Raw genomic sequence first — 23,502 nt, 5'->3', positions numbered from 1 at the left:
TGCGGATGCCGACCGCCGTGTTGGGCATCACCGGCCAGACCGCCGTCACGGCGATGACGAAGATCGCCGCCGGCTGGCTCTCCCGGAAGGCGGCCAGAGCGATTCGAGATTGTCGCGCGTCGTGCCCCAGGAGGCCTGCTTGACCACCTCGACATCCGGCATGCCGTATTTGGCGAAGAAGCCCTTCTCCTTGGCGACGATCAGCGGGGCGGTGTCGGTCAGCGCGATATAGCCGAGGATCGCCTTGGTCACCTCGGGGCCGCCGGCCGCAGCATGCGCGCCGCCCGGAAAGCCCGCGCGGACCGCAGAAATCAGCCCCGCCCCGGCCAGGCTCGCGGCGGCGCTCTTCAGGAAGTGGCGGCGCGAGGAGCCGGCGGCATGCGGATTGCTGATTTCGGACTTCCGGGAAACGTCGCTCATGGCGTGTCGCCTTTCCGTTCAGGCAATAAAAAAAGCGCCCAGGGTCGGAGGATGAACTCCGTCAGACCCGTGGACGCCGTTGTGCGGGTATCGATGCAGCCGCCGTTGGCCGCGTGGGTGGGGCCTTCAACGGCCACCACGTTGGAACCCATCAAGCAAATCGGGTGCCAGTTTCGCCGATTCTCGCGTTTTCGAACGATTCCAATGATTTACGGAATCGGCGACCCGATCCCCTGCGCTGCATCGCTGCACGGATCGAGGCAGACCCTTGCATCAGATCGCGCATTCTGGTGATTTTTGCATCATACACGGTGATGGCTATGAATTGTGCAGCCCCATCGACCGGCTGCCGGAGCGGCCCCGCGGCGCGATCCGTCGCGCGGCTCGGTTACGGCGCCGCAGGATGCCGCGCCGTGGCCCGGCGCCCATCCGCATTGGCAGATTGCTGAAAACGCGTCGGACCGCGATCAGACGCGACCAGCTTCAACTCTGTCCTCCCCGGGCTTGTCCCGGGGATCCAGACTTTCCAAGGACTTGGCCATCGCAAGGGATCCCCGGGACAAGCCCGGGGATGACAGAATGGCGGGTTCGGAGCGATTTTCAGCAGCCTGTGAGGCCGTCGACGCCCTGGCCGACTGCCCCGGAAGCGGCCGTTGGCGCCGAAATTCGCGATTCTGGAACATTTCTTTAGCCGACTTATTTTCGCGTCACGACCAATAGACGGCACTGCGGTTCGATCGACGGAATCCGCTGCCCGACAGGATAGCATGTCGCGATTTTAGGCAGCCCGCCGGCATTGCCTGCGGAGATATCAGGCAAGCCCGCCGCGGTGGCGGCCGAGGAGCGGGGCGGGACCGTTGATTTCATGGCGGAATCGGATGATGCCGATTCTGGCATGCGGTTTGCGAACCCCATCTCGGTTCCTGCCGACGCAGGCGGGGCCATTGGCATAACGTCATTGCCCGAACCCAGCGACGCCGCTGATCAGCCTCCTCTTCCCAAGAGGACACTGATCAGCGGCGTTTTTCGTTTTGGGCCGGGTTTCGACCAGACGGGGAACCGACCCGATGCGCGACCGCATCGTCATCATCGGCAACGGCATGGCCGGCCTCAAGCTCGTCGAGGAGCTCGAGGCGATCGCGCCCGGCCGCCATGCGCTGACCGTGATCGGAGCCGAGCCTGTGCCGGCCTATAACCGTGTCCTGCTCTCCAGCGTTCTGGCCGGCGAGACGACGCGCGATGCAATCGCGCTCCGGCCGGCGGACTGGTACCGCGACCTCAACTGCGCTCTGCGCCTCGGCGATCCGGCCGTCGCGCTCGATCCGGCGACGCGGACCGTCAGCCTCGCCTCCGGCGCGACGCTCACCTTTGACCGGCTGGTCCTCGCCACCGGTTCGCTGCCGATCCGGCTGCCGCTCGCCGGCGCGGATCTGCCCGGCGTCGTCACCTTCCGCGACTTCGCCGATCTCGACGCGATCGAGGCCGCCGCGGCGACCGGCCGGGGCGCCGTGGTCATCGGCGGCGGCCTGCTCGGCATCGAGGCGGCCGTCGGGCTTGCCGGCCGCGGCGTGCCGGTGACGCTCGTCCATCTGATGGACCGGCTGATGGAACGCCAGCTCGACGCCCGCGGCGCCGCCCTGCTCGCCCGGGCTCTCGAAGCGCGCGGCATCACTCTGCGGCTCGGCGCGCAATCGGCCGGAATCGAAGGCGACAGGCACGTCACCGGCCTCCGTCTCGCCGGCGGCGAGGTGCTGCCCGCCGGCCTTCTGTGCATGGCGGTCGGCATCCGACCGGAGACGCGCCTCGCGGCCGCGGCCGGCCTCGCCGTCGGCCGCGGCATCCTGGTCGACGACCGGATGCAGACCTCGGTGCCGGGCATCCTGGCGATCGGCGAATGCGCCGAGCATCGCGGCACCGTCTACGGCCTGGTCGAGCCGGCCTATGCGCAGGCCCGCACGGCGGCCGCAACGCTGGCCGGCCGCGATGCCGCCTATCAGGGCAGCATCCTCGCCACCAACCTCAAGGTCTCCGGCCTGCCGGTCTTCTCGGCCGGCGACTTCCTCGGCGAGCCGGGCACCGAGGCGATCGTGTTCGAGGATCGCCCGCTCGGCCACTACCGCAAGCTCGTCATCCGCGACGGGCGCCTCGTCGGTGCGGTTCTGGTCGGCGATGCCGGCGACGGCCTCTGGTATCTCGACCTGATCCGCGACGGCCGGCCGATTTCCTCCATCCGCCGGGACATGGTCTTCGGCCGATCCTTCTGCGAGGCGGCATGATGTCGGACACCGGTTTCACCGAAGACCAGAAACGCTGGCTGCAGGGCTTCGTCTCCGGCGCCAACGCCGCCCGCACCGCGCGCGGCCTGCCGGGCATCGGCGGCCCCGCGCCCGGGGCCGCGGCCTCGTCCGCCCCGGCCGCCACCGGACCCGCACGCGGGCCGGACGCGCTCCATCACGCCGCCATGGCGCGTTTCGAGGCGGCCGGGCGCAAGCTCTCGCCGCAGGAGATCGCCAAGCGCGACGAGCATCCCCACGACGCCTATGCGCGGCTCAAGGCGGAGGCCCGCACGGGGCGCTTCCCGAAGCCGATGGACGATTTCCGCTGGCGCTTCCACGGCCTCTATTTCGTCGGCCCGGCGCAGAACGCCTTCATGTGCCGGCTGCGCATCCCGAACGGCATCCTGTCGCACTGGCAGTTCCGTGCCGTGGCGGCGATCGCCGACCGCTGGGGCGGCGGCTACGCCCACGCGACGACCCGCTCCAATCTCCAGATCCGCGAGATCGCCGCGGAGCACGGGCCGGCGCTGATCGAGGCGCTGGCGATGGCCGGCCTGACGCCGAAGGGCTCCGGCGCCGACAACATCCGCAACGTGACCGGCTCGCCGACCGCCGGCATCGACCCGGACGAGCTGATCGACACCCGCCCGCACGCGCTCGACTGGCACATGCATGTCCTGGAGAGCCGCACGCTGCACGGCCTGCCGCGCAAGTTCAACGTCGCCTTCGACGGCGGCGGCCGGGTCGCGGTGCTGGAGGAGACCAACGACATCGCCTTCCAGGCGGTCGCGGTCCGCGACGGCTTCGGGGTCGAACCCGGCATCTGGTACCGGCTCGCGCTCGGCGGCATCACCGGCCACAAGGATTTCGCGCGCGATACCGGCGTGGTGGTCCGCCCCGAGGACGCCACCGCGGTCGCCGACGCGATCGTGCGCGTGTTCATCGAGCATGGCGACCGCACCGACCGGACGAAGGCGCGGTTCAAATATGTCCTCGACGCCTTCGGCTTCGACCGCACGCTGCAGCTGGTCGAGGCGGCGCTCGGCCGTCCGCTGACCCGCGTGCCCGCCGAGGCGATCGGGCCACGCCGGCCGATCGACCGCTTCGCCCATGTCGGCGTGCACCGGCAGGCGCAGCCGGGCCTGAACTGGCTCGGCGTGGTGCTGCCGGTCGGGCGCATGACGACCGCCCAGATGCACGGCCTCGCCGACATCGCCGCCACCTTCGGCGACGGCGACATCCGGCTGACGGTCTGGCAGAACCTGCTCGTCTCCGGCATTCCGGACGCCATGGTGGCGGCCGCCACCGCCCGCCTCGCCGCCCTCGGCCTGACCCACGAGGCCTCCTCGATCCGCGCCGGCCTCGTCGCCTGCACGGGCAGCCGCGGCTGCAAGTTCGCAGCCGCCGACACCAAGGGCGACGCCCTGGCGATCGCCGAGGCGCTCGACGGCCGCATCGCGCTCGACCAGCCGGTCAACATCCACCTGACCGGCTGCCACCATTCCTGCGCCCAACATTTCATCGGCGATATCGGCCTGATCGCCACCCGCGTCGCGCTGGATGCGACCGGCGAGGACACCGTCGACGGCTACCACATCCATGTCGGCGGCGGCTTCGCCGAGCGGGCCGCGATCGCCCGCGAGATCTTCCCGGCGACGCCCTCCTCCGAGGCCCCGGCCCGGATCGAAAGCCTGCTCATCGCCTGGCTCGGCCACCGCACGAGTGCCGACGAGAGCTTCCAGGCCTTCGTGCAGCGCCACACCATCGAGATCCTGCGCGGCCTCTGCGACGCCGCCACGCCCCAGCCGACCCGCGAGGCCGCCGAATGACCGCCCCGACCCGTCCGCCCGTCGCCTATCCGCTGATCCCCGAGACCGCACCCTTCGATGCGGCGCAGCGCGCCTGGCTGAACGGCTTCTTCGCCGGCCTGATCGGCTTCGATGCCGGCACCGCGCCGGTCGATCCCCGCGCAGCCGCAGCGGATGCTTCCGCGCCACCCGCAACGGCGGACGACGGCGCCCCCTGGCACGATCCGGCGATGCCGATGGACGAACGGATGGGCCTCGCCGAAGGCCGCCCGCTGCCGCGCCGGCTGATGGCCGCGATGGCGCAGCAGGATTGCGGCCAGTGCGGCTATCTGTGCGAGAGCTACGCCGAAGCCCTGGCCGCCGGCACCGAGACCAAGCCCAATCTGTGCCAGCCGGGCGGCAAGGACACGCTGCGCATGGTCAAGCGGCTGATGGAGGAGGCCGCGAGCGCCCCGCCTTCCGCCGGCGCGTCGCCAGCCCCTGCGCCGTCGCCAGCCGCGTCCGCCCTCCCGTCCGGCGCCGACACGCCGGCCGCCCGGCCCGGCTATGCCCGCGACTGCCCGGTCGAGGCGACCTTCGTCTCGGCGACGCGCCTGAACGGCCGCGGCTCAGCCAAGGAGACGCTGCATGTCGTCTGGCGCCTGCCCGAAGGCCTCGACTACCGGCCCGGCGACAGCTTCGGCGTCTTCCCGCGGAACGATCCGGCGCTGGCCGACGCGATCCTCGACCGGCTCGGCCTGCCGGCCGATTTCCCCGTCGCCGGCAAGAGCCTGCGGGCGGCGCTGATCGAGGACTACGCGCTCGCCCCGGCGCCCGACATGCTGTTCCAGCTGATCTCCTACATCACCGGCGGCGACAAGCGCGCCAACGCCAAGGCGCTCGCCGCCGGCGGCGATCCCTTCGGCGACGCCGAAAGCCTCGACGTGCTCGCCGCGCTCGACCATTTCCCCGGCATCCGGCCGGACCCGGAAGCCCTGCTCGAATGCCTGGAGCCCTTGCAGCCGCGGCTCTACTCGATCTCGTCGAGCCCCAACGCGGCGCCGGGCGAACTGACCCTGACGGTCGACGTGGTCCGCTACGCCATCGGCGAGCGCACCCGGCTCGGCGTCGCCTCGACCGGCATCGCCGACCGGCTCGCCCCCGGCGACACCGTCAAGGTCTTCGTCTCGCGCGCCCACGGCTTCGCCCTCCCGGCGGACGGCGCCACGCCGATCGTCATGATCGGCCCGGGCACCGGCATCGCGCCGTTCCGCGCCTTCCTGCAGGAACGGCTCGCTACCCGCGCGACCGGCCCGGCCTGGCTGTTCTACGGCCACCAGAAGGAGACTTGCGACTTCTTCTATCGCGAGGAATTCGAGGGGCTGCTGGCGCAAGGCACCCTGACCCGGCTCTCGACCGCCTGGTCGCGCGACGCGGGACCCAAGACCTACGTCCAGGACCGCATGCGCGAGGCCGGCGCCGAGCTGTGGTCGTGGCTGGAGCGCGGCGCGCATGTCTATGTCTGCGGCGACGCCAAGCGCATGGCGGCCGATGTCGACAAGGCGCTGGTCGAGATCGCCGCCACCCATGGCGGGCTCGATCCGGCCGCCGCCAAGGCCCGGGTGGCGGCGCTCGCCGCGGCCGGCCGCTACCAGCGCGACGTCTATTGAGGGGATTGACCATGGCGGACGGATCGACCCCGGACATGCAGGTCAGGACGACCTGCCCTTATTGCGGCGTCGGCTGCGGCGTCGTCATGAAGCCCGATCCGGCCGCCCCGCACGGCTGGCGCGCCCAGGGCGACCCCGCCCATCCGGCCAATTTCGGCCGGCTCTGCTCCAAGGGCTCGGCGCTCGGCGAGACGATCGGGCCGGACGGCCGCCTGTTGCATCCGACGATCGACGGCCGGCGCGCGACCTGGGACGCCGCACTCGATCGCATCGCCGCCGGCTTCCGCGACACCATCGCCCAATACGGGCCTGATGCGGTCGCCTTCTATCTCTCCGGCCAGATCCTGACCGAGGACTATTACGTCGCCAACAAGCTCGCCAAGGGCTTCCTCGGCACCGCCAATGTCGACACCAATTCGCGCCTGTGCATGGCCTCTTCGGTCGCCGGCCACAAGCGCGCCTTCGGCAGCGACACGGTGCCGGGAGCCTACGAGGATCTCGACGAGGCCGATCTCCTGGTCCTGGTCGGCTCCAACGCCGCCTGGTGCCACCCGATCCTGTGGCAGCGCATGCAGGCCAACCGCCAGCGGCGCGGGGCCAGGATCGTGGTGATCGATCCGCGCGCCACCGCCACCACCGACGGCATCGACCTGCATCTCGCCATCGCGCCGGGCACCGACGCGCTCCTGTTCGAGGGGCTGCTGGTCCATCTGGCCGAGGCCGGCCGGCACGACCGCGCCTTCGTCGAGGCTCACACGACCGGCCTCGCCGATGCCTTCGCGGCGGCTTTCGCGCGCGCCGGCACGATCGAGACCGTCGCCGCCGGAACCGGCCTCCGGGCCGCCGACGTCGCCGCCTTCTTCCATCTCGTCGCCGAGACCGAGCGCACCGTCACGCTCTACAGCCAGGGCGTCAACCAGAGCCACCAGGGCGTCGACAAGGTCGCGGCGATCCTCAACGTCCACCTCGCCACCGGCCGGATCGGCCGGCCCGGCATGGGTCCCTTCTCGCTCACCGGCCAGCCCAACGCCATGGGCGGGCGCGAGGTCGGCGGCCTTGCCAACCAGCTCGCCGCCCATATGGATTTCACCCCCGAGGCGATCGACCGGGTCGGCCGCTTCTGGGGGGCGGCCGCGATGGCCGGCAAGCCGGGCCTCAAGGCGGTCGACCTGTTCCAGGCGGTCGAGGCCGGCGCGGTCCGGGCGCTCTGGATCATGGGCACCAATCCGGCGGTCAGCCTGCCGGAGGCCGACCGCGTGCGCGCCGCCCTCGGCCGGCTCGATCTGCTGATCGTCTCCGAGGTGATCGGCTCCAACGATACCCTGGGCGCCAGCCTCGCAGGCCCGGTCCATGTCCGCCTGCCGGCCGCCGCCTGGGGCGAGAAGAACGGCACGGTGACCAATTCGGAGCGGCGCATCTCGCGCCAGCGCCCGTTCCGACCGCTGCCCGGCGAGGCGCGACCGGACTGGTGGGCGCTGGCCGAGGTCGGCCGCCGGCTCGGCCACCACCAGGCCTTCGCCTTCGCCGACGCGGCCGCGGTCTACCGCGAACATGCCGCGCTGTCGGCCTTCGAGAATGGCGGCGCGCGCGATTTCGACCTCGGCGCCCACGCGCATCTGGACCGCGCCGGCTACGACGCGCTCGAACCGGTACAATGGCCGCTGCCGGCCGGCGCCCGGCGCGGTCGCACCCGCCTGTTCGACGACGGCCGCTTCTTCACCCCGGACGGCCGCGCCCGCTTCCATGTGCCGGGCGAGGCCGCCCTCGCCGCCCGCCCGGACGCCGACACGCCGCTCCTCCTCAACACCGGCCGCATCCGCGACCAGTGGCACACCATGACCCGCACCGGCCTCAGCCCGACGCTCGGCCGGCACCTGCCGGAGCCCTTCGTCGAGGTCCACCCGGCCGATGCGGCCTGGTTCGGCCTGACCGACGGCGGGCTGGCCCGGCTCTCCAACCGCCACGGCGCCGCGGTCCTCAGGGTCGTGGTCGCACCCGGCCAGCGGCGCGGCTCGGTCTTCGCGCCGATCCACTGGTCGGACGAGAATGCCGGACAGGCGCGCGTCGGCGCGCTGGTCGCCGCCGTCACCGACCCGATCTCCGGCCAGCCGGAATCCAAGGCCACCCCGGTCGCCATCGCAGCCGTCGCGGTCGCCTTCGAGGCCGTCATCGTCGGCCGCGCCCTGCCGGACCGGCGTGCCCTGGAGACGGCCGGCGCGCTCGCCTGGGCGCGAACGACCATCGAGGACGGCCACGCCGTCCTGGCCGCCTTTCCGGCGCTCGACCCCGCTGGCTGGCCGGCCTTCGCGTCCGGCCTGATCGGCTGTGGAGCCGACGACCTCACCGACGCCGGCGACCCGGCCGAGGGCCTCTACCGCGCCGCGCATGTCCGCGACGGCCGCCTGATCGCCGCCATCGCGATGACGGCCGCACCGGAGCGGCCCGGCTGGGCGCATCTGAACCCCCTGCTCGGCGCCGCGCCGCTCGAAGGCCGCGCCCGCCGCGCACCGCTCGCCAGCCGCGCCGCCGGCGGCGGCCCCGATCCCGGCCCGACCGTCTGCGCCTGCTTCGGCGTCGGCCGCACCCCGATCGAAGCCGCCATCCGCGCCGGCTGCCGCACGACCGACGCCCTCGGCGCCACCCTCAAAGCCGGCACCAATTGCGGCTCCTGCCTGCCCGAGATCCGCAAATTGCTGGCAGCGGAGACGGCACCGGCTTGAAGGGGAGAGGGCGGAAGGGCGGCGGGCGGTGTGAGGTGGAGATGGGCGGCGGGCGACGAACAGCGCACCGGATGTCGTCATAGCTCCGGTTCCCCCGCCCGATCTCTCCACGCATCCATCGAGTGACCGGCCCCGCTCACACCGTACCTTCGCCCCGATTCCCCCCCAAACCGCAATCCCGGACAAGGCGCGTCAGCGCCGCCGATCCGGGACCCACTATGATCGAAGCAGCTATGGATTTTCGTTTTTATTCAATACTTTGACGCCGCAGCCATGCGAGTAGGCCCCGGATCGGCGGCCCTGACGGGCCTTGTCCGGGGATGCAGCCGCGGGGTCGGCACCAAGTGGGACGTCCGCTGGCCTGAAATCCGCAAAACGCTGGCCGCGGAACGGCGCCGGCTTGAAGGAGAGAGGGCGGAAGGGCGGAAGGGGTACCGGGGAGGCTGCGCGGGGCGCACGACGCGCGGCGGTCTGCGGGCGGCAGGCGGCAGGCCGCAGGCTGCGCACGGCGGGCTGCGGGCTGCGAGCGGCGAGCGGCGAGCGGCGAGCGGTAGATTGCCGCCGTTTCGGTTCCTCCACCCGATCTCTCCACGTAAGCCTCGAGCGATCGGATTCCGATCACGATATCCCGCCGCCCCGCTTCCCCCCAAACCGCAATCCCGGACAAGGCGCGCCAGCGCCGCCGATCCGGGACCCACTATGATCGAAGCAGCTATGGGTTTTTGTTTTAATTCAATATCTTAATGCCGCAGCCACGCGAGTAGGCCCCGGATCGGCGGCCCTGACGGGCCTTGTCCGGGGATGCGACCGCGGGTTCGGCACCAAATCGGACGTCCGCTGGCCTGAAATCCGCAAAACGCTGGCGGCAGTGGCGGTGCGGGCTTTAAGGGGAGAGAGCAGGCGTAATGGTGCCACCGCTTCGGTTCCTCCACCCGATCACGATATTCCACCACCCCGCCTCCCCCAAACCGCAATCCCGGACAAGGCGCGCCAGCGCCGCCGATCCGGGACCCACTATGATCGAAGCAGTTATGGATTTTCGTTTCTATTCAATATCTTGATGCCGCTACCACGCGAGTATGCCCCGGATCGGCGGCCCTGACGGGCCTTGTCCGGGGATGCGACCGCGGGTTCGGCACCAAATCGGACGTCCGCTGGCCTGAAATCCGCAAAACGCTGGCGGCGGAGACGGTGCCGGCTTGAAGGGGAGAGGGCGGAAGTGGTACCGGGGAGGCTTCGCGGGACGCACGACGCTCGGCGCGCGGCGGTCTGCGGGCAGCGAGCGGTAGATTGCCACCGCTTCGGTTCCTCCACCCGATCTCTCCACGCAAGCGTCGAGCGATCGGGTGCCGATCGCAATATCCCGTCGCCCCGCTTCCCCCAAACCGCAATCCCGGACAAGGCGCGCCAGCGCCGCCGATCCGGGACCCACTATGATCGAAGCAGCTATGGGTTTTTGTTTTAATTCAATATCTTGACGTCGCAGAGGGGCGAGTAGGCCCCGGATCGGCGGCCCTGACGGGCCTTGTCCGGGGATGCGACCGCGGGGTGGTGCCGCTGAGGCCTTCCGCTCCTCAAGCGTGATGTCGTTCCCCGCCTCGGGGCAGGCGCGGCGTGTCGCGATGGGGACGTCGGAACCCATCCGGGTCCCCTCCTGCCGGGCCGGCAGCGCCCTGCACGGCTCCGTCCCGCATCGAGCGGCTTGACCCGGTCGGCGGCGCGCTGCATGGCTCTCGCCGGCCCGATCTCCGGAGACAGCACGATGAGCGCCACGTCCCTCGACATTCTCGCCTTCGGCGAGCCCATGTTCGAGTTCAACCATACCGGCGAGGGCCGTCAATGGCTCGGCGGTTTCGGCGGGGACACCTCCAATGCGGCGATCGCGGCGGCGCGGCTCGGGGCGCGGGTCGGCTATTTCACCGGGCTCGGCGACGATGCCTTCGGCAAGGATTTCCTGGCCTTGTGGGCGCGCGAGGGGGTCGATGCGAGCCGGGTGAAGATCGACCCGGCCGCCCATACGGCGGTCTATTTCGTCACCCACGGGCCGGACGGGCACGCCTTCTCTTACTTGCGCGCCGGCTCGGCGGCGAGCCGGATCGGCCCGGCCGACGTGCCGGCGGACCTCGTCGGCGCCGCCCGGGTGCTGCATGTCTCGGCGATCAGCCAGGCCATCTCGGCCTCGGCCTGCGACGCCGTCTTCGCCGCGATCCGCACCGCGCGCGAGGCCGGCCGGCTGGTCTCCTACGACACCAACCTGCGCCTGAGGCTGTGGCCGCTCGACCGCGCCCGCGCGGTGATCGAGGCGACCGCGCGGCTCTCCGACATCCTGCTGCCCGGCCTCGACGACGCCAAACTCCTGACTGGGCTCGACGATGCCGACGCCATCTGCGACCACTACCTGGCGCTCGGCGTCAGAATCGTCGGCCTGACGCTCGGCGCCGAGGGCTCGCTGGTCGCCACGGCCGAGCGGCGCGAGCGCATCCCGTCGATCGCCTGCCGGCCGGTCGACGCCACCGGGGCGGGCGACGCCTATGACGGCGCCTTCCTGACCGAATATCTCGCCCATGGCGATCCGTTCCGCGCCGGCCGCTTCGCCAATGTCGCCGCCGGCATGTCGACAGAGGGCTACGGCGCGGTCGACCCGCTGCCGACCCGCGCCGCCGTCCTGGCCCGGCTCGGCTGAGCCCTCGCTCGGCTCGGCCAAGTCCTCGCTTGGCTCGGCCGAGCCCTCGCTCGAAACCAGATGTCTGCGTCCCGTCAGGAGCCTCCGATGAGCGCCGCCCCCTTCGTCATCGTCGGCGCCGGCCAGGCCGGCCTGCAACTGGCCGCCTCGCTGCGTCAGAACGGCTACGACGAGCCGATCCTGCTGGTCGGCGACGAGGGCCACCTGCCCTATCAGCGCCCGCCGCTGTCCAAGGCCTATCTGAGCGACGGCAAGACGCCCGACAGCCTGTTCCTGCGCCCGGAAGCCTTCCTGGTCCAGAACCGGATCGACTTCCTCGGCGATCGCCCGGTCGCCGGGCTGGATCTCGCCGGCGGCCGGGTGACCTTCGCGGATGGCGGCAGCCTGGCCTTCTCGCGGCTGGCGCTGGCGACCGGCACGCGCAACCGGCCGCTGCCGGTGCCCGGCGCCGATCTCGACGGCGTCACGGGGCTCCGGACCATCGCCGACGCCCATGCGCTGCGCGACGCGCTCGCCGCGGCCGAGGATGTCGTCGTGATCGGGGCCGGCTTCATCGGCCTGGAGGTCGCCGCCACCGCCGCCAAGCGCGGCCACCGGGTGACCGTGATCGAGGCCGCCGGCCGGGTCATGCAGCGCGCCGTGTCGCCGGAGGTCTCCGCCTTCTTCCAGGCGAGCCATGAGGCCGCCGGGGTCCGCTTTCTTATGCCGGCCGGGGTGGCGCGGATCGTCGGCGAGGCCGGGCGGGTCGTGGCGGTCGAGACGGTCGCCGGCGAGCGCATCCCGGCCAGCCTCGTGGTGGTCGGCATCGGGGTCATCCCGAATGCCGAACTGGCCGCGGCGGCGGGGCTGGCGGTCGGCAACGGCATCGTGGTCGACCGGCATCTCGCCACCGCCGACCCGCGCGTCTTTGCGCTTGGCGACGCCGCATTGCATCCAAGTCGCTGGGCAATGGCACCGGTTCGCATTGAATCCGTACAAAATGCCACCGACCAGGCCAAGAGCCTCGCCGCCTGGGTCGCCGGCGGCGATCCGGTGCCCTACGAGGCCGTGCCGTGGTTCTGGAGCGACCAGGGTCCGCTCAAGCTGCAGATCGCCGGGCTCGGTCTCGGCATCGACCGGACCGTGGTCCGCGGCACGCCCGAGGCCGGCGCCTTCTCGGTGTTCGGCTTCCGCGACGGTCGCCTCGTGGCCGTGGAATCGGTGTCGAAGCCGGCCGACCACATGATCGGCCGCCGCCTGCTCGATGCCGGCGCCGCGCTCAGCCCCGAGGAGGCGGCGGACCCGGAATTCGACCTCAAGGCCCGTGCGGCCGCCGCACGATGAACCCTCCGGGACCTGCCGCTTGATCCCGATCAAGGGCCGGTCCGGCGAATCGTGGGATCAGAAAGCGCTTGGTCTTCCTCCCCGAGCCGCCTTGAAAAGGCCTGCCGCAGTTCCCCAGCGGAACTGATTCCGGCGGGCCTTTTTGTTTTCGGCCCTGACGTCCGGCCGTTCGCACTGTCTTACCAAAAATCAAGGTGGCCGAACCGCCCCGGGTCGATACCCGTCGGAGCCGATTGCTCATGACGGGGGTCCCATGTTCGACGCCTTCACCAAATCGGCCGCACGCAATATCTTCTATGGGGGATCGCTGGTCTTCCTGGTGATATTCGGCGGCCTGACCGCCCACAGTCACTACTACATGGTGACCAAATCGACGGCCTCGGCGCCGCTGACCGAAGCGGTCGCCCGCGGCAAGCGGGTGTGGGAAAGGAACGCCTGCATCGACTGCCACACGATCCTCGGCGAGGGCGCCTATTTCGCGCCCGAACTCGGCAACGTCTTCATCCGCTACGGCGGCGACAAGGACCCTGCCGGCGCCCGGGAGACGATCAAATCGTGGATGCAGGCGCAGCCGACCGGCGTGCCCGGCCGGCGCCAGATGCCGCAATTCAACCTGACCGACCGGGAGCTGGACGATCTGGCCGCCTTCCTGGAATGGACCGCCAAGATCGACACCCAAGGCTGGCCGCCGAACGTCTCCGGCTGACAGGCCCCGCCCGCCGGCCGGGCGCCGTCCGGCCGTTCCGTTCCCGACCTCTCGGTCAATGACGCCGTGGTTCCGACATCCGGGACGGATGCCGGCCTTCCCGTGTCGACCGAACCACCAGGAGGGTCCCATGAAGTATCAAACCCAGCGGGTGGCCCTGGCCTATTTCGCCGTTGCCCTCGCGCTCTTCGCCATCCAGGTCACAGCCGGTCTTCTGGCCGGCTGGATCTATGTCGTGCCGGATACACTGTCCGTGCTGCTGCCGTTCAACATCGTGCGCATGCTGCACACCAATGCGCTGATCGTCTGGCTGCTGCTCGGCTTCTTCGGAGCCGCCTACTATCTCATCCCGGAGGAGAGCGAGACCGAGATCTACTCGACCCGACTCGCCTATTTGCAGCTGGTCATCCTGGTGGTCGGCACGCTCGGCGCCGTCGTCGGCTATCTGTTCCGCATCCACGAGGGCCGCGAGTTCCTCGAGCAGCCGCTCTGGGTCAAGCTCGGCATCGTCGTCGCGGCGCTGATCTTCCTGTTCAACGTCACCGTCACGGTGCTGAAGGGCCGCAAGACCGCCATCACCAACGTGCTTCTGCTCGGTCTTTGGGGCATCGCGGTCTTCTTCCTGTTCGCCCTCTACAATCCCGACAACCTCGGCGTCGACAAGCTCTATTGGTGGTATGTCGTCCACATCTGGGTCGAGGGCGTCTGGGAACTGGTCATGGCGGCCATCCTGGCCTTCCTGATGCTCAAGATGACCGGCGTCGACCGCGAGGTGATCGAGAAGTGGCTCTACGCCATCGTCGCGCTGTCCCTGTTCACCGGCCTGCTCGGCACCGGGCACCACTATTACTGGATCGGCGCGCCCGGCTACTGGCAGTGGGTCGGCTCGATCTTCTCCAGCCTGGAGATCCTGCCCTTCTTCGCCATGGTCCTGTTCACCTTCGCGATGGTCTGGAAGCGCCGGCGCGAGCATCCCAACAACGCCGCGCTTCTGTGGAGCCTCGGCTGTGCGGTGCTGGCCTTCTTCGGCGGCGGCATCTGGGGCTTCATGCACACCCTGCATGGCGTCAACTACTATACCCACGGCACCCAGGTCACCGCCGCGCATGGTCATCTCGCCTTCTTCGGTGCCTATGTCTGCCTGAACCTGGCGATCATCACCTATGCGATGCCGCATCTGCTCGGCCGGGCGCCCTACAATCAGGTGCTCAACATGATCTCCTTCTGGATCATGGCCGGTGCCATGTCGTTCATGACCTTCACGCTGACCTTCGCGGGCGTGGTGCAGGTCCATCTGCAGCGCGTGCTCGGACAGGGCTTCATGGAGGTGCAGGACCAGTTGGCGCTGTTCTACCAGATGCGCTTCGGCTCGGGCGTCGCGGTGGTGATCGGCGCCATCCTGTTCCTCTACTCCGTGCTCGTCCCGCGCCGGGCCGAGGTGATCGGCCGGGGTCCCGAGGCGCCTGCCGCCAGCCCGGCCGAATAAGGAGGCACCCGCCATGAACGCGCCCCTCCTGTTCCAGAACGCGAAGGCGGCCCCTGCGGGGGCCGCCACGGACCCCGCAGGGGGCGAGACCCCGACGATCCCCTACTACCGGCCGATCGGAACGGAATGCGCGCTGTTCGAACGCGCCTTCCGGCTGCGGCTGCCGCTCCTCATGAAGGGGCCGACCGGCTGCGGCAAGACCCGCTTCGTCGCCCATATGGCGGCCCGGCTGGGCCTGCCGCTCGACACCGTCGCCTGCCACGACGATCTGAGCGCCGCCGATCTGACCGGACGCTTCCTGCTCAAGGGTGGCGAGACGGTGTGGACCGACGGACCGCTGACCCGCGCGGTGCGCCGCGGCGGCATCGCCTATCTCGACGAGATCGTCGAGGTGCGCAAGGACGTGACCGTCGTGCTGCATCCGCTGACCGACGACCGCCGCCTCCTCCCGCTGGAGCGGACCGGCGAGACGCTGGCCGCGCCGGACGACTTCATGCTCGTCGTCTCGTACAATCCGGGCTACCAGAACCTCTTGAAATCGCTCAAGCCCTCGACCCGGCAGCGGTTCCTGTCGATCGCCTTCGACTATCCGCCACCCGCGGCGGAGGCCGAGATCGTGGCCGCGGAATCCGGCCTCGACCTCGACCGCTGCCGCCGCCTGGTCGCCCTCGGCGGTCGGCTCCGCGCCCTCAAGGGCCAGGATCTCGAGGAGGGCTGCTCGACGCGCCTGCTGGTCTATTGCGCCATGTTGGTGCGCGATGGCGCCCGCCTGGAGGATGCGATCGAGGCGGCGCTGATCGAGCCGCTCAGCGACGACGAGGATGTCAAGCAGGGCCTGCGCGACCTGGTCGTCGCGGTCTTCGGCTGACGGACGGATCGGAGAGGCACCGCGATGGACTGGCACGCACTGCTCGAGCCGGAAGAGACGGTCGGCAAGCTCTGGCATCGGTTCTTCGCGGGCCGCGCGACGCTGCCGGCCTTCGAGGCCGAAGCGGTGGCCTTCGAGGCCGTCAGGGGCGCGATCGGTCCGCTCTTTCGCGGGCTCGGCGGGCCGCATGCGGTCGAGATCAAGGCGGCCGAGGATCGCACCTCGCACCATCGGCTGACGCTCGCCCAGCGGCTCGGCCGCGACGACGAGCGTCTCGCCGGCGCGCGCCTGACCGGCGACGCGCTGCTGCTCCCGGCCCGCATCGCCCAGTTCCCAGACCGCGCGCTGAACCGGCAGACCTATCTGTGGCTCGCCGGCTATGCGGTCGCCGGGGCCGCGATCGAACGGGGTCGAGACCCCGATCCGCTGCGCGACGACATCCTGGCGCTGCGCCACGCCGTCGCGGTGACGGCCGCCGTCGAGGCGCGCTTTCCGGGCCTCGCCGCCATCGGCCGGCGCCTCGCCGCAGCGACCCTGGCGCTGCGTCCGGAGCGCCGCCTGCCACCCTGCGAGATGGCGATCGAAACCGCCATCAGCCACGCCCTCGGCCGAACCGCGCCGCCGCTCGACACCGCCATCGTCGGCTGCGTCTTCGCGCCCGACCGCGGGTTCGGGGATCTGAAAGCACCCGTCGGATACCGCCCCTTTCTCCCGATCATCCTCTGGGGCGAGATCATGCCGGATGCCCTTCGGCCTCCCGGACCCGCGGACCCTTCCGACCCTGAGGAGACGCCCGGAACCGGCCGGGCGCCCGAGGGCGCCGCCAAGCAGGCGAAGCGCCGTCGGCACGATCAGGTCGACCGGCCGGACCCGTTCGTCGCCCACCGCTTCGAGAAGATCCTGACCTGGGCGGAGTTCATGAACATCCACCGCGACGTGGAGGATGACGACGAGGACAGCGCCCGCAAGGCGGCCGAGGATCACGACCATCTCGCCCTCGCGCGCCTCAGCAAGAAGGCGTCGACCCGGCTCGCCTTCGACCTCGATCTGGCGCCGGAGGACATCGCCCATGGGCGGCTCGCCGGCACGCATCTCTATCCGGAATGGGATTGCCGGCGCGCCGTCTACCGGCCGGACCATGTCCGCGTCCTCGCCGGACCGGCCGCGGCGGCCGCCGACGGCAGCTGGGCGATCGATGCCGCGACCGCCCGGCGCATCCGGGCGGTGCGCCGCCGCTTCGAGGCCCTGGCCGGCGGACGCGAACGGCTGAGAGGCCGGCTCGACGGGCAGGAACTCGACATGGACGCGCTGGTGCGCTCGCTCGCCGACCTCAAGGCGACCGGTGCGGGTTCCGATCGCGTCTACGAATCCGTCCGCAACACCGCCCGGGATCTCGCCGTCACGGTGCTGGTCGACGTATCGCGCTCGACCGAGGCCTATGCGGACGGATTGCCGGTGATCGAGGTCGCCCGGCAGGCGCTGGTCGCCTTCACGGAGGGGCTGACGGCGGTCGGCGACGCGCACCAGCTGCTTGCCTTCTCGTCGCTGCGACGCGACCGGGTGCGGGTCGACCGGATCAAGGATTTCGACGAGACGCTGGGGGCCGCCGTTCGGGCGCGCATCGGCGGGCTGAAGCCGGGCCACTATACCCGCCTCGGCGCCGCGCTGCGCCATGCCACGGCGGGACTGTCCGCACGCGGCGAGCGCCGCCGGCTGCTGATCGTGCTGACCGACGGCAAGCCCAACGATCTCGACCGCTATGAGGGCCGCTACGGCATCGAGGATACCCGCAAGGCGGTCGACGAGGCGCGCGCCAAGGGCATTGCGGTGTTCGGCATCACCATCGACCGGGAGGCGAGGAGCTATTTCCCGCGCATCTTCGGCGCCAATGCCTTCGCGGTCGTCGGCCGGCCGGGCAAGCTGATCGATGCCCTGCCGCTCCTCTACCGGCACATGGCCGGGTGACGGCCGACCCGAAGGATCGACACCGATCCGAGGGATCGGCCCGAAGGATCGGCCCGTGCCCCCTCACACGCCCCCTCGCACGGCGGCGCGCTACTGCCGCTCGATCACGAAGCAGCCGTACCAGCGCTCGCCCTTGATCTTCGGATCGGCGGCGCAGCGCTTGACGACGGCGAGATCCTCCTCGGTCCGCCACTGCATGTAGGGGCCGATCAGAAAGCGCTCCTTGCCGCCCGGCGAATTGCCGAAGCGGTCGATCTTGCCCTTCAGGCCGGGCTCGAGCGCCAGGATGGCGTCATGCAACGTGTCATCCTTGATGAAGTTGTCCGGCAGCTGGTCGAACGGGCCGTCGTAGTAGTTGTTCACCGCGGCGTTGGAGGCGTAGATGCCGATCAGGATCTTGCGGTCGCGGTAGCGGTCCCGATAGAGCGCGAAGCCGGTCCGGTTGCCGATCAGGATGCGGGGCGAGACGCGGGAGGCCCGCCAGGCCTCGGCGGCGGGGGCCTGTTCGTTCAGGATATAGTGGAAGAGCTTCTGGTCCTTGTTCCAGACCAGATAGAAGGGCAGCCCGGAATCGTCGAGCACCGGCCCGACATAGACCTCGGTCGGGCGCAGGAAGCCTTCCGGCGGACGGGTCTCGGAGAGATCGTTGAGCGCGAATTCGACCGCGGTTCCCCGGAAGGTCACCCGATAGACGAGCGGCGCCAACTTCTCGACCGTGACGCCGTCATCGGCTCCGAGCAGGCGATGGTTGACTTTGCTCTCCGCCGCCCATTCCGTGTAGTCCTCGAAATAGGCGAAGTTGATCAGGCCGCGATCGCGCTCTTGAGGATCGAGCCGCAGGTTTCCGGCCCATTTGACGTGGTCGTGCCAGAACCAGAAGTAATAGTAGTTCTCGGTCGGATAGACCTTGACCCGCGCCGGCAGGCTCTTCAGCACGTAGCCGAGCACCGCGAGCGGGTCCTTGGTATCGATCGACGGCGCCCGCGAGGCATCCTCGATCATCTCCTGATTGGTGTGGAGCTTCGGCCAGTCGGAACGCGGCTCGGCGGCGGCGGTCGTACCGACGTGAAGCTGAAGCGCGAGCAGACCGGCGGTCCCGGTGCGGATCAGGCGGGAAAGCGACATGGGCTGGAACCATCGCGGGGGCGTCGGCGCCGTGCGGGCCGGACGCCGGATTGGAAACGGGGACCCGCACCCGGACGGTCCGGGGCCCCTTTGGTCAGGTGGGAGAAACGAAGCCCCGGGGCCGTGACCGGCTCCGGGGACGTTTCGAATGGCAGGAGGACGGCGCCGGATCGTGACCGGTCCGGCACCGGGATCGCTCAGAACAGCTTGCCCTTGCTGGCGGGCTTGCTGTGGCCGCCGCCTCCGCCGCCGAAGCCGCCGAAGCTACCGCCACCGGACTTCTGCGGCTTGGAATAGCCGCCGAAGCCGCCGAAGCTGCCGCCGCCGGACTTCTGCGGCTTGGAGAAGCCGCCGAAGCCGGAGGGCGCCGTGTGGCTGTGGCCGCCGCCGAACGAGCCCTTGCTCGCCTGCTTGGCATGCCCGCCGCCGCCGAACGGCACCGCACCGCCGCCGCTGCTGCCGCCGAAGGAGCCCTTGCTGGCCTTCTTGGCATGGCCGCCACCGCCGCCGAAGGGCGACGGACCGATGCTGCCCCCGCCGGACGAGCCCTTGCTGGCCTTCTTCGAATGGACCGGGCCGGCATCGTGGCTGTGACCACCGGGCTGCGGACCGATCACGCCGCGGCTGGCCGCCTTGGAATGACCGCCCGAGCCGCCCCGGCTCGCGGACTTCGAGTGCACGATGGTAGGGCCGTGGTCATGCCCCGGGTCGATCACCGGACCGCGGCTGGCGGCCTTGGTGTGGACGATCGGGCCGCGGCTCGCCGCCTTGGAGTGCACGATGACCGGGCCGGTCAGCGCGGCGCTTTCGGCCGTGCTGTGGCCGCCGCCCCGGCTCGCCGCCTTGGAATGGCCGGACGGCGTGCCGCGGCTGGCCGCGACGGTGTGGACGATGGTCGGTCCGGTGGTCGCCGCCGCGCTGGCCGCGGTCGAATGCTGCGATCCGCCGCGCGACTGGACCACCGTGTGACCCTTCGGCCCCTTGTCGTCGCCGGTCCGCTGGCTCTGGCTCAGGAGCCGGTTGTGGCGGATGTCGCCGCCCTGGCCGGATTGCCCCTGACCGCCCTGACCTGACTGATCGTCGTGGCCGTCCTTGTCCTTGCCTTTCCCCTTGTCCTTGTCCTTGCCGAGGAAGCCGAGGCTGGCGCGCTTGTCGTGGAACGGGTTGCCGGACGGATCGTGACCCGCAGACGCCGCCTTGAAATGCGACTGCGCGCGGGTGTGATGCTGATCGCCGAAGCCGCCCGCCGCCAGAGACTCGCGCCGTCCATGGGTCGATCCGGCCTTGGCATGGGACCGGTCGAGCGCATGCAGCGACTGCGCCTTGGTGTGGGACAGCGAACGGGCATGGATCGAGCCGTCGCGACGGTGCGTCTCGCGCCGATCGTGCAGCGAGCCCCAGCGGTCATGCGACTCCTTCTTGCCGTGGATCGAGCTGAACCGGTAGTGCGAGCGCTCGACCTTGTGGATCGAACTGCCGCGATAGTGCGACATGGCCAGCGAGTGGAACGAGTCGAACCGGTCGTGCGACAGACGCAGGTCGTGCTGGGGCGGGAAGGAACCGTCCCGGCGATGGGTCCGGACCCGGCTGTGCCAGACCGAGCCCCAGCGGGCATGGGTTTCGGCACGGTTGTGCAGGTCGATCGGCGGCAGGACCACCGACCCCCAGCGCAGATGGCTCTGCCAGGGATTGTGGGCCGGGCTGTCCCAGCGCCGATGCGTCTGCCACCGGCTGTGCTCGATCGATCCGAACCGGCGATGGGTATCGCGGCGCGAATGGCCGTCGAGGACCGGCGGCCGCGGCGGAACGCGGAACGGCACGCAGGCCAGATCGTTCTGCGGATCATTGTCGCCGATCATGCGGGCGAGGCCGCCGAACAGCGCGTCGGTCAGGCGCGGCCCGATCCGGCCGGTCTGCGGCAGCCGCATGTCGCGCTCGAAACGCTGGATGGCGGGTTCGATCGCGACCTCGGTGCGCTGCAGATAGCCCATCAGGATCAGCACGTTGCGGGTCGCGAGCTGGATCGCCGGGCCGTCGTCGGGATCGGCGAAGGGCCATTCCAGCGCGATGCAGTTCTGCAGGTCGAGCGGCGCCCTGACCAGGATCGCTTCCGGCATGCGGATGCGGATGCGCAGCACGATGTCCTCGCCGGGCTGCAGCGTCACGGTCGGACGGAAGCAGAAGAGCGCGTCGATCACGTCGCACATCCACGGATCCGCCGGGGTGAACGACACCAGTTCGGCGCCCTCGGGGATGAAGTCGCGGATGAAGATCGGCGCCACCCAGGTGCCCTCGCCGATCGCCGAGATGGTGACGGTGAAGCTGCAGATGCCGTCGAAATCGCACTCCTCGAAGCCGGACTTGCGGATCCAGAGATCGACCGGTCCGCGCACGATCTCGGCCGGCGGCGGAGGCGGCGGCACGGCGGCGGCCTGGCCCTCGCAGGGCTGCCAGATGGCGATGTCGCCGATCATGGTGGCGTCGTTGCGGGCGAGTTCGGACGGGTTGGGCTTGCCGTCGGCGTCGACATTCACGTCGGCGTCGATCATGTAGGACTGGGCCGGGCCGTCCGGATTGGAGACCCGCCCCTTGACCGGATAGACCCGGAAGGCCCCGTTCGGCGCCAGTTCGGCGAAGGCCGGTTCCGGCGTGCCCTGAATGCCGTGCACCTGGCTGTCGTCGTCGAAGGCGCCGCTGCCGGGATTGAAGCAGGGCCCCTCGGGCGAACAGAGATGATCGCCGGCCATCCACAGGCTCTGGTTCGGACGGGTCGGGTCGATCGCGCCCTTCTCGTCATAGCCATAGCCGAAGGCGGCGGCCCCGGACGCGCCGGCGCGCAGGAAGGGCTGCACCGCCGGCGGCCTGCGTTCGGAGAAGCCGACATCGTAGCGGCCGACGGCCTTCCAGGCGCCGTCCTCGCCCATCTCGTAGCGCAGCACGCGCGATTCCCGCGGCGTGGCGAAGGGCTCCTCGGCGTCGAGGCCGAGATTGCGCAGGCCGCCGCGCTCGGACAGGATCATGATGCCCTGGTCGATGCAGTCCGGAAAGGCGATATCGGCGACCGGCCAGCTCGGACCGGCGCGGCGGAAATCGTCCTGGCCGACGAAGAATTCCGGCACTTCCAGTTCGCGCCGCACGCTCGAGCGGTCGAAGCCGCCGTCCGGGCCGAGGCGGACCGACCAGACCGTGCCGGTCTTCTCGCTCTCAGGGATCTCGGCGAAGCCGGGCGTGCCGAGCGGAAGGCCGCTCCAGACCGCATAGTAGAGCCGGGTCTCGCGCTGCGTGCTGTCGGTGCGCACGGCGAGCCCCCAGATGCGGCGGCGCGGATCGGCGATGTTCCAGCAGGCGGGCGTCTCGGTGAAGCGGCCCTCGGCGCAATCGTCGATGCGGGCGCGGCTGTTGGGATCGAAGGCGACGGGCGGCAGGGCGGCATTGCGGCCTGCGGGCACGTCGAAATAGGCCGCGCGGCCCTCGACGCCATGATCGAAGCGGCCGAGGTCGCGCCCGTCGAGCGACAGACGGTGGATCATGCCGGTCTCCAGGTCGGAAACCAGCAATTGCCGATGCGCCTTGTCGAAGGTGATGTTGCCGAGCGCGGCGGCGCTGTTCGGCCGGCCGTCGAGCGTCACGGTCGCGAGCAACTGCGGCGCATAGTTGCGGCGGGCATCGAGCTTCCAGATCGCGCCAGGGCCGGCAGCGCCCGGTCCCCACTGGCCCGGCAGCCAGTCGCGGCCGTCCTCGGTCCGGTGCAGGCCGAAGGCGGCAGTCGCCGTCAGATAGACGTTGGGCGGCGACTGGTCGTCCAGGGCGACGCCATAGACCTGCCCGACATCGCGCGCGGTGACCGGCAGCCGCTGCGGCTCGTCGATCCAGTGCTGTCCCTGCGCCGGAAAGCCCGGATTGCGCAGATCGACGATGCTGCCGACGGTGCCGTCGAGATCGATGATGGCACGGCCGCCGGCACCGGCCGCCGTTCCGGAAAACCGGGTCAGGAAGGCTTCGCCGGGGCGCATCGGCGTGGTGTCGCCGCCCTGCGCCAGGGCCGGACCGGCAAGGACGGCAAGGCCGACGGCAAAGGCTAGCAATCTGAGGCGGGCGCGACGCGTCGGCCGCTCCGCTCGTGCCTGTTCGGCGCGGATCGTAGGCATGGCGGGTCATTTCCTCGGTTCGCCGCGTACCCGCAGGGTCGGGCAGGCGGCATGTCCTTGTCGGCCGCATTGTTGCGGCCGGGCTTCTTGTCATGCGTCCGACACCACGCGCGCCATTCTCGACCGGCCATAACGCGCGCCGTCCGTACTGACGTCCCGGACGGAATGCCGACCTCCGTGAATGTGATAATTTTTGAATATTATGTAATCTCGCAGAAGCCCCGATCGGGGACCTCCCATCCGCAGTTCCGCGGAGGGCCATCGCGTTGCGACCGGCCCGGGATCGCCATCGGAGGCCGGCCGGCCGGAGATCGATGGGGCCGGT

At 70.4% G+C, this 23,502-nt stretch carries 12 protein-coding genes and 2 pseudogenes; 10 read left to right on the top strand and 4 right to left on the bottom strand.

Annotation, left to right across the window (positions count from 1 at the left end):
• Together ABB55_RS31305 and ABB55_RS30645 are read right to left on the bottom strand one after the other, a co-directional pair.
• Positions 1–103 (bottom strand): annotated as a pseudogene (locus ABB55_RS31305) (nitrate ABC transporter permease); the annotation flags it as partial.
• Positions 103–420: pseudogene (locus tag ABB55_RS30645) on the bottom strand (ABC transporter substrate-binding protein); the annotation flags it as partial. The pseudogenes ABB55_RS31305 and ABB55_RS30645, both read right to left, overlap by 1 nt.
• Positions 421–1,487: 1,067 nt before the next feature.
• On the opposite strand from ABB55_RS30645, the gene ABB55_RS17775 reads away from it, so the two are divergent.
• The 10 genes from ABB55_RS17775 to ABB55_RS17730 all read left to right on the top strand — a co-directional run bounded on the left by ABB55_RS17775 (position 1,488) and on the right by ABB55_RS17730 (position 17,904).
• Positions 1,488–2,696, top strand: coding sequence for an NAD(P)/FAD-dependent oxidoreductase (locus ABB55_RS17775; protein WP_054359991.1), 1,209 nt, complete (start codon positions 1,488–1,490; stop codon positions 2,694–2,696).
• Positions 2,693–4,525 (top strand): NirA family protein, encoded by a 1,833-nt coding sequence (locus ABB55_RS17770; protein ID WP_244472069.1) that lies wholly within the window; start codon positions 2,693–2,695, stop codon positions 4,523–4,525. The genes ABB55_RS17775 and ABB55_RS17770 overlap by 4 nt, the downstream gene beginning before the upstream one ends.
• Positions 4,522–6,153, top strand: coding sequence for a sulfite reductase subunit alpha (locus ABB55_RS17765; protein WP_054359990.1), 1,632 nt, complete (start codon positions 4,522–4,524; stop codon positions 6,151–6,153). The genes ABB55_RS17770 and ABB55_RS17765 overlap by 4 nt, the downstream gene beginning before the upstream one ends.
• Positions 6,154–6,164: 11 nt before the next feature.
• Complete coding sequence (locus tag ABB55_RS17760) at positions 6,165–8,873, top strand: nitrate reductase (RefSeq protein WP_054359989.1); 2,709 nt, start codon at positions 6,165–6,167, stop codon at positions 8,871–8,873.
• A gap of 1,762 nt (positions 8,874–10,635) precedes the next feature.
• Complete coding sequence (locus ABB55_RS17755) at positions 10,636–11,556, top strand: sugar kinase (RefSeq protein ID WP_054359988.1); 921 nt, start codon at positions 10,636–10,638, stop codon at positions 11,554–11,556.
• An 87-nt stretch (positions 11,557–11,643) separates the two neighbouring features.
• A complete protein-coding gene (locus ABB55_RS17750; protein WP_054359987.1) occupies positions 11,644–12,879 on the top strand; it encodes an NAD(P)/FAD-dependent oxidoreductase in 1,236 nt (411 codons plus the stop codon).
• A gap of 253 nt (positions 12,880–13,132) precedes the next feature.
• The gene (locus ABB55_RS17745) at positions 13,133–13,585 is read left to right on the top strand and encodes a c-type cytochrome (protein WP_054359986.1); all 453 of its coding nucleotides are present in this window, start codon (positions 13,133–13,135) and stop codon (positions 13,583–13,585) included.
• Positions 13,586–13,715: 130 nt separating this feature from the next.
• Positions 13,716–15,071, top strand: coding sequence for a cbb3-type cytochrome c oxidase subunit I (locus ABB55_RS17740; protein ID WP_054359985.1), 1,356 nt, complete (start codon positions 13,716–13,718; stop codon positions 15,069–15,071).
• A gap of 13 nt (positions 15,072–15,084) precedes the next feature.
• Positions 15,085–15,939 carry a CbbQ/NirQ/NorQ/GpvN family protein gene (locus ABB55_RS17735; RefSeq protein WP_083463712.1) on the top strand — a complete coding sequence of 285 codons (855 nt, stop codon included), beginning with the start codon at positions 15,085–15,087 and terminating at the stop codon, positions 15,937–15,939.
• Positions 15,940–15,963: 24 nt separating this feature from the next.
• Positions 15,964–17,904 (top strand): nitric oxide reductase activation protein NorD, encoded by a 1,941-nt coding sequence (locus ABB55_RS17730; protein ID WP_054359984.1) that lies wholly within the window; start codon positions 15,964–15,966, stop codon positions 17,902–17,904.
• Between the two features lie 90 nt (positions 17,905–17,994).
• Here ABB55_RS17730 and ABB55_RS17725 read toward each other — a convergent pair whose 3' ends face one another.
• Together ABB55_RS17725 and ABB55_RS17720 are read right to left on the bottom strand one after the other, a co-directional pair.
• Positions 17,995–19,029, bottom strand: a complete 1,035-nt coding sequence (locus ABB55_RS17725) for a hypothetical protein (RefSeq protein WP_054359983.1) — start codon at positions 19,027–19,029, stop codon at positions 17,995–17,997.
• A gap of 197 nt (positions 19,030–19,226) precedes the next feature.
• A complete protein-coding gene (locus ABB55_RS17720; protein WP_152982087.1) occupies positions 19,227–23,177 on the bottom strand; it encodes a YncE family protein in 3,951 nt (1,316 codons plus the stop codon).
• Positions 23,178–23,502: the final 325 nt, after the last annotated feature.

This window comes from Prosthecodimorpha hirschii, assembly GCF_001305515.1.
Taxonomy (GTDB): Bacteria; Pseudomonadota; Alphaproteobacteria; order Rhizobiales; family Ancalomicrobiaceae; genus Prosthecodimorpha; species Prosthecodimorpha hirschii.
This window is presented reverse-complemented; position numbering and strand designations above follow the sequence as displayed.

Bases quoted from the DNA above. Each gene is read 5' to 3' on its own strand.
- ABB55_RS17760 (WP_054359989.1), top strand. From the start codon at position 6,165: ATGGCGGACGGATCGACCCCGGACATGCAGGTCAGGACGACCTGCCCT.
- ABB55_RS17720 (WP_152982087.1), bottom strand. From the start codon at position 23,177: ATGCCTACGATCCGCGCCGAACAGGCACGAGCGGAGCGGCCGACGCGT.
- ABB55_RS17725 (WP_054359983.1), bottom strand. From the start codon at position 19,029: ATGTCGCTTTCCCGCCTGATCCGCACCGGGACCGCCGGTCTGCTCGCG.
- ABB55_RS17755 (WP_054359988.1), top strand. From the start codon at position 10,636: ATGAGCGCCACGTCCCTCGACATTCTCGCCTTCGGCGAGCCCATGTTC.
- ABB55_RS17730 (WP_054359984.1), top strand. From the start codon at position 15,964: ATGGACTGGCACGCACTGCTCGAGCCGGAAGAGACGGTCGGCAAGCTC.
- ABB55_RS17745 (WP_054359986.1), top strand. From the start codon at position 13,133: ATGTTCGACGCCTTCACCAAATCGGCCGCACGCAATATCTTCTATGGG.
- ABB55_RS17740 (WP_054359985.1), top strand. From the start codon at position 13,716: ATGAAGTATCAAACCCAGCGGGTGGCCCTGGCCTATTTCGCCGTTGCC.
- ABB55_RS17750 (WP_054359987.1), top strand. From the start codon at position 11,644: ATGAGCGCCGCCCCCTTCGTCATCGTCGGCGCCGGCCAGGCCGGCCTG.
- ABB55_RS17770 (WP_244472069.1), top strand. From the start codon at position 2,693: ATGATGTCGGACACCGGTTTCACCGAAGACCAGAAACGCTGGCTGCAG.
- ABB55_RS17765 (WP_054359990.1), top strand. From the start codon at position 4,522: ATGACCGCCCCGACCCGTCCGCCCGTCGCCTATCCGCTGATCCCCGAG.
- ABB55_RS17735 (WP_083463712.1), top strand. From the start codon at position 15,085: ATGAACGCGCCCCTCCTGTTCCAGAACGCGAAGGCGGCCCCTGCGGGG.
- ABB55_RS17775 (WP_054359991.1), top strand. From the start codon at position 1,488: ATGCGCGACCGCATCGTCATCATCGGCAACGGCATGGCCGGCCTCAAG.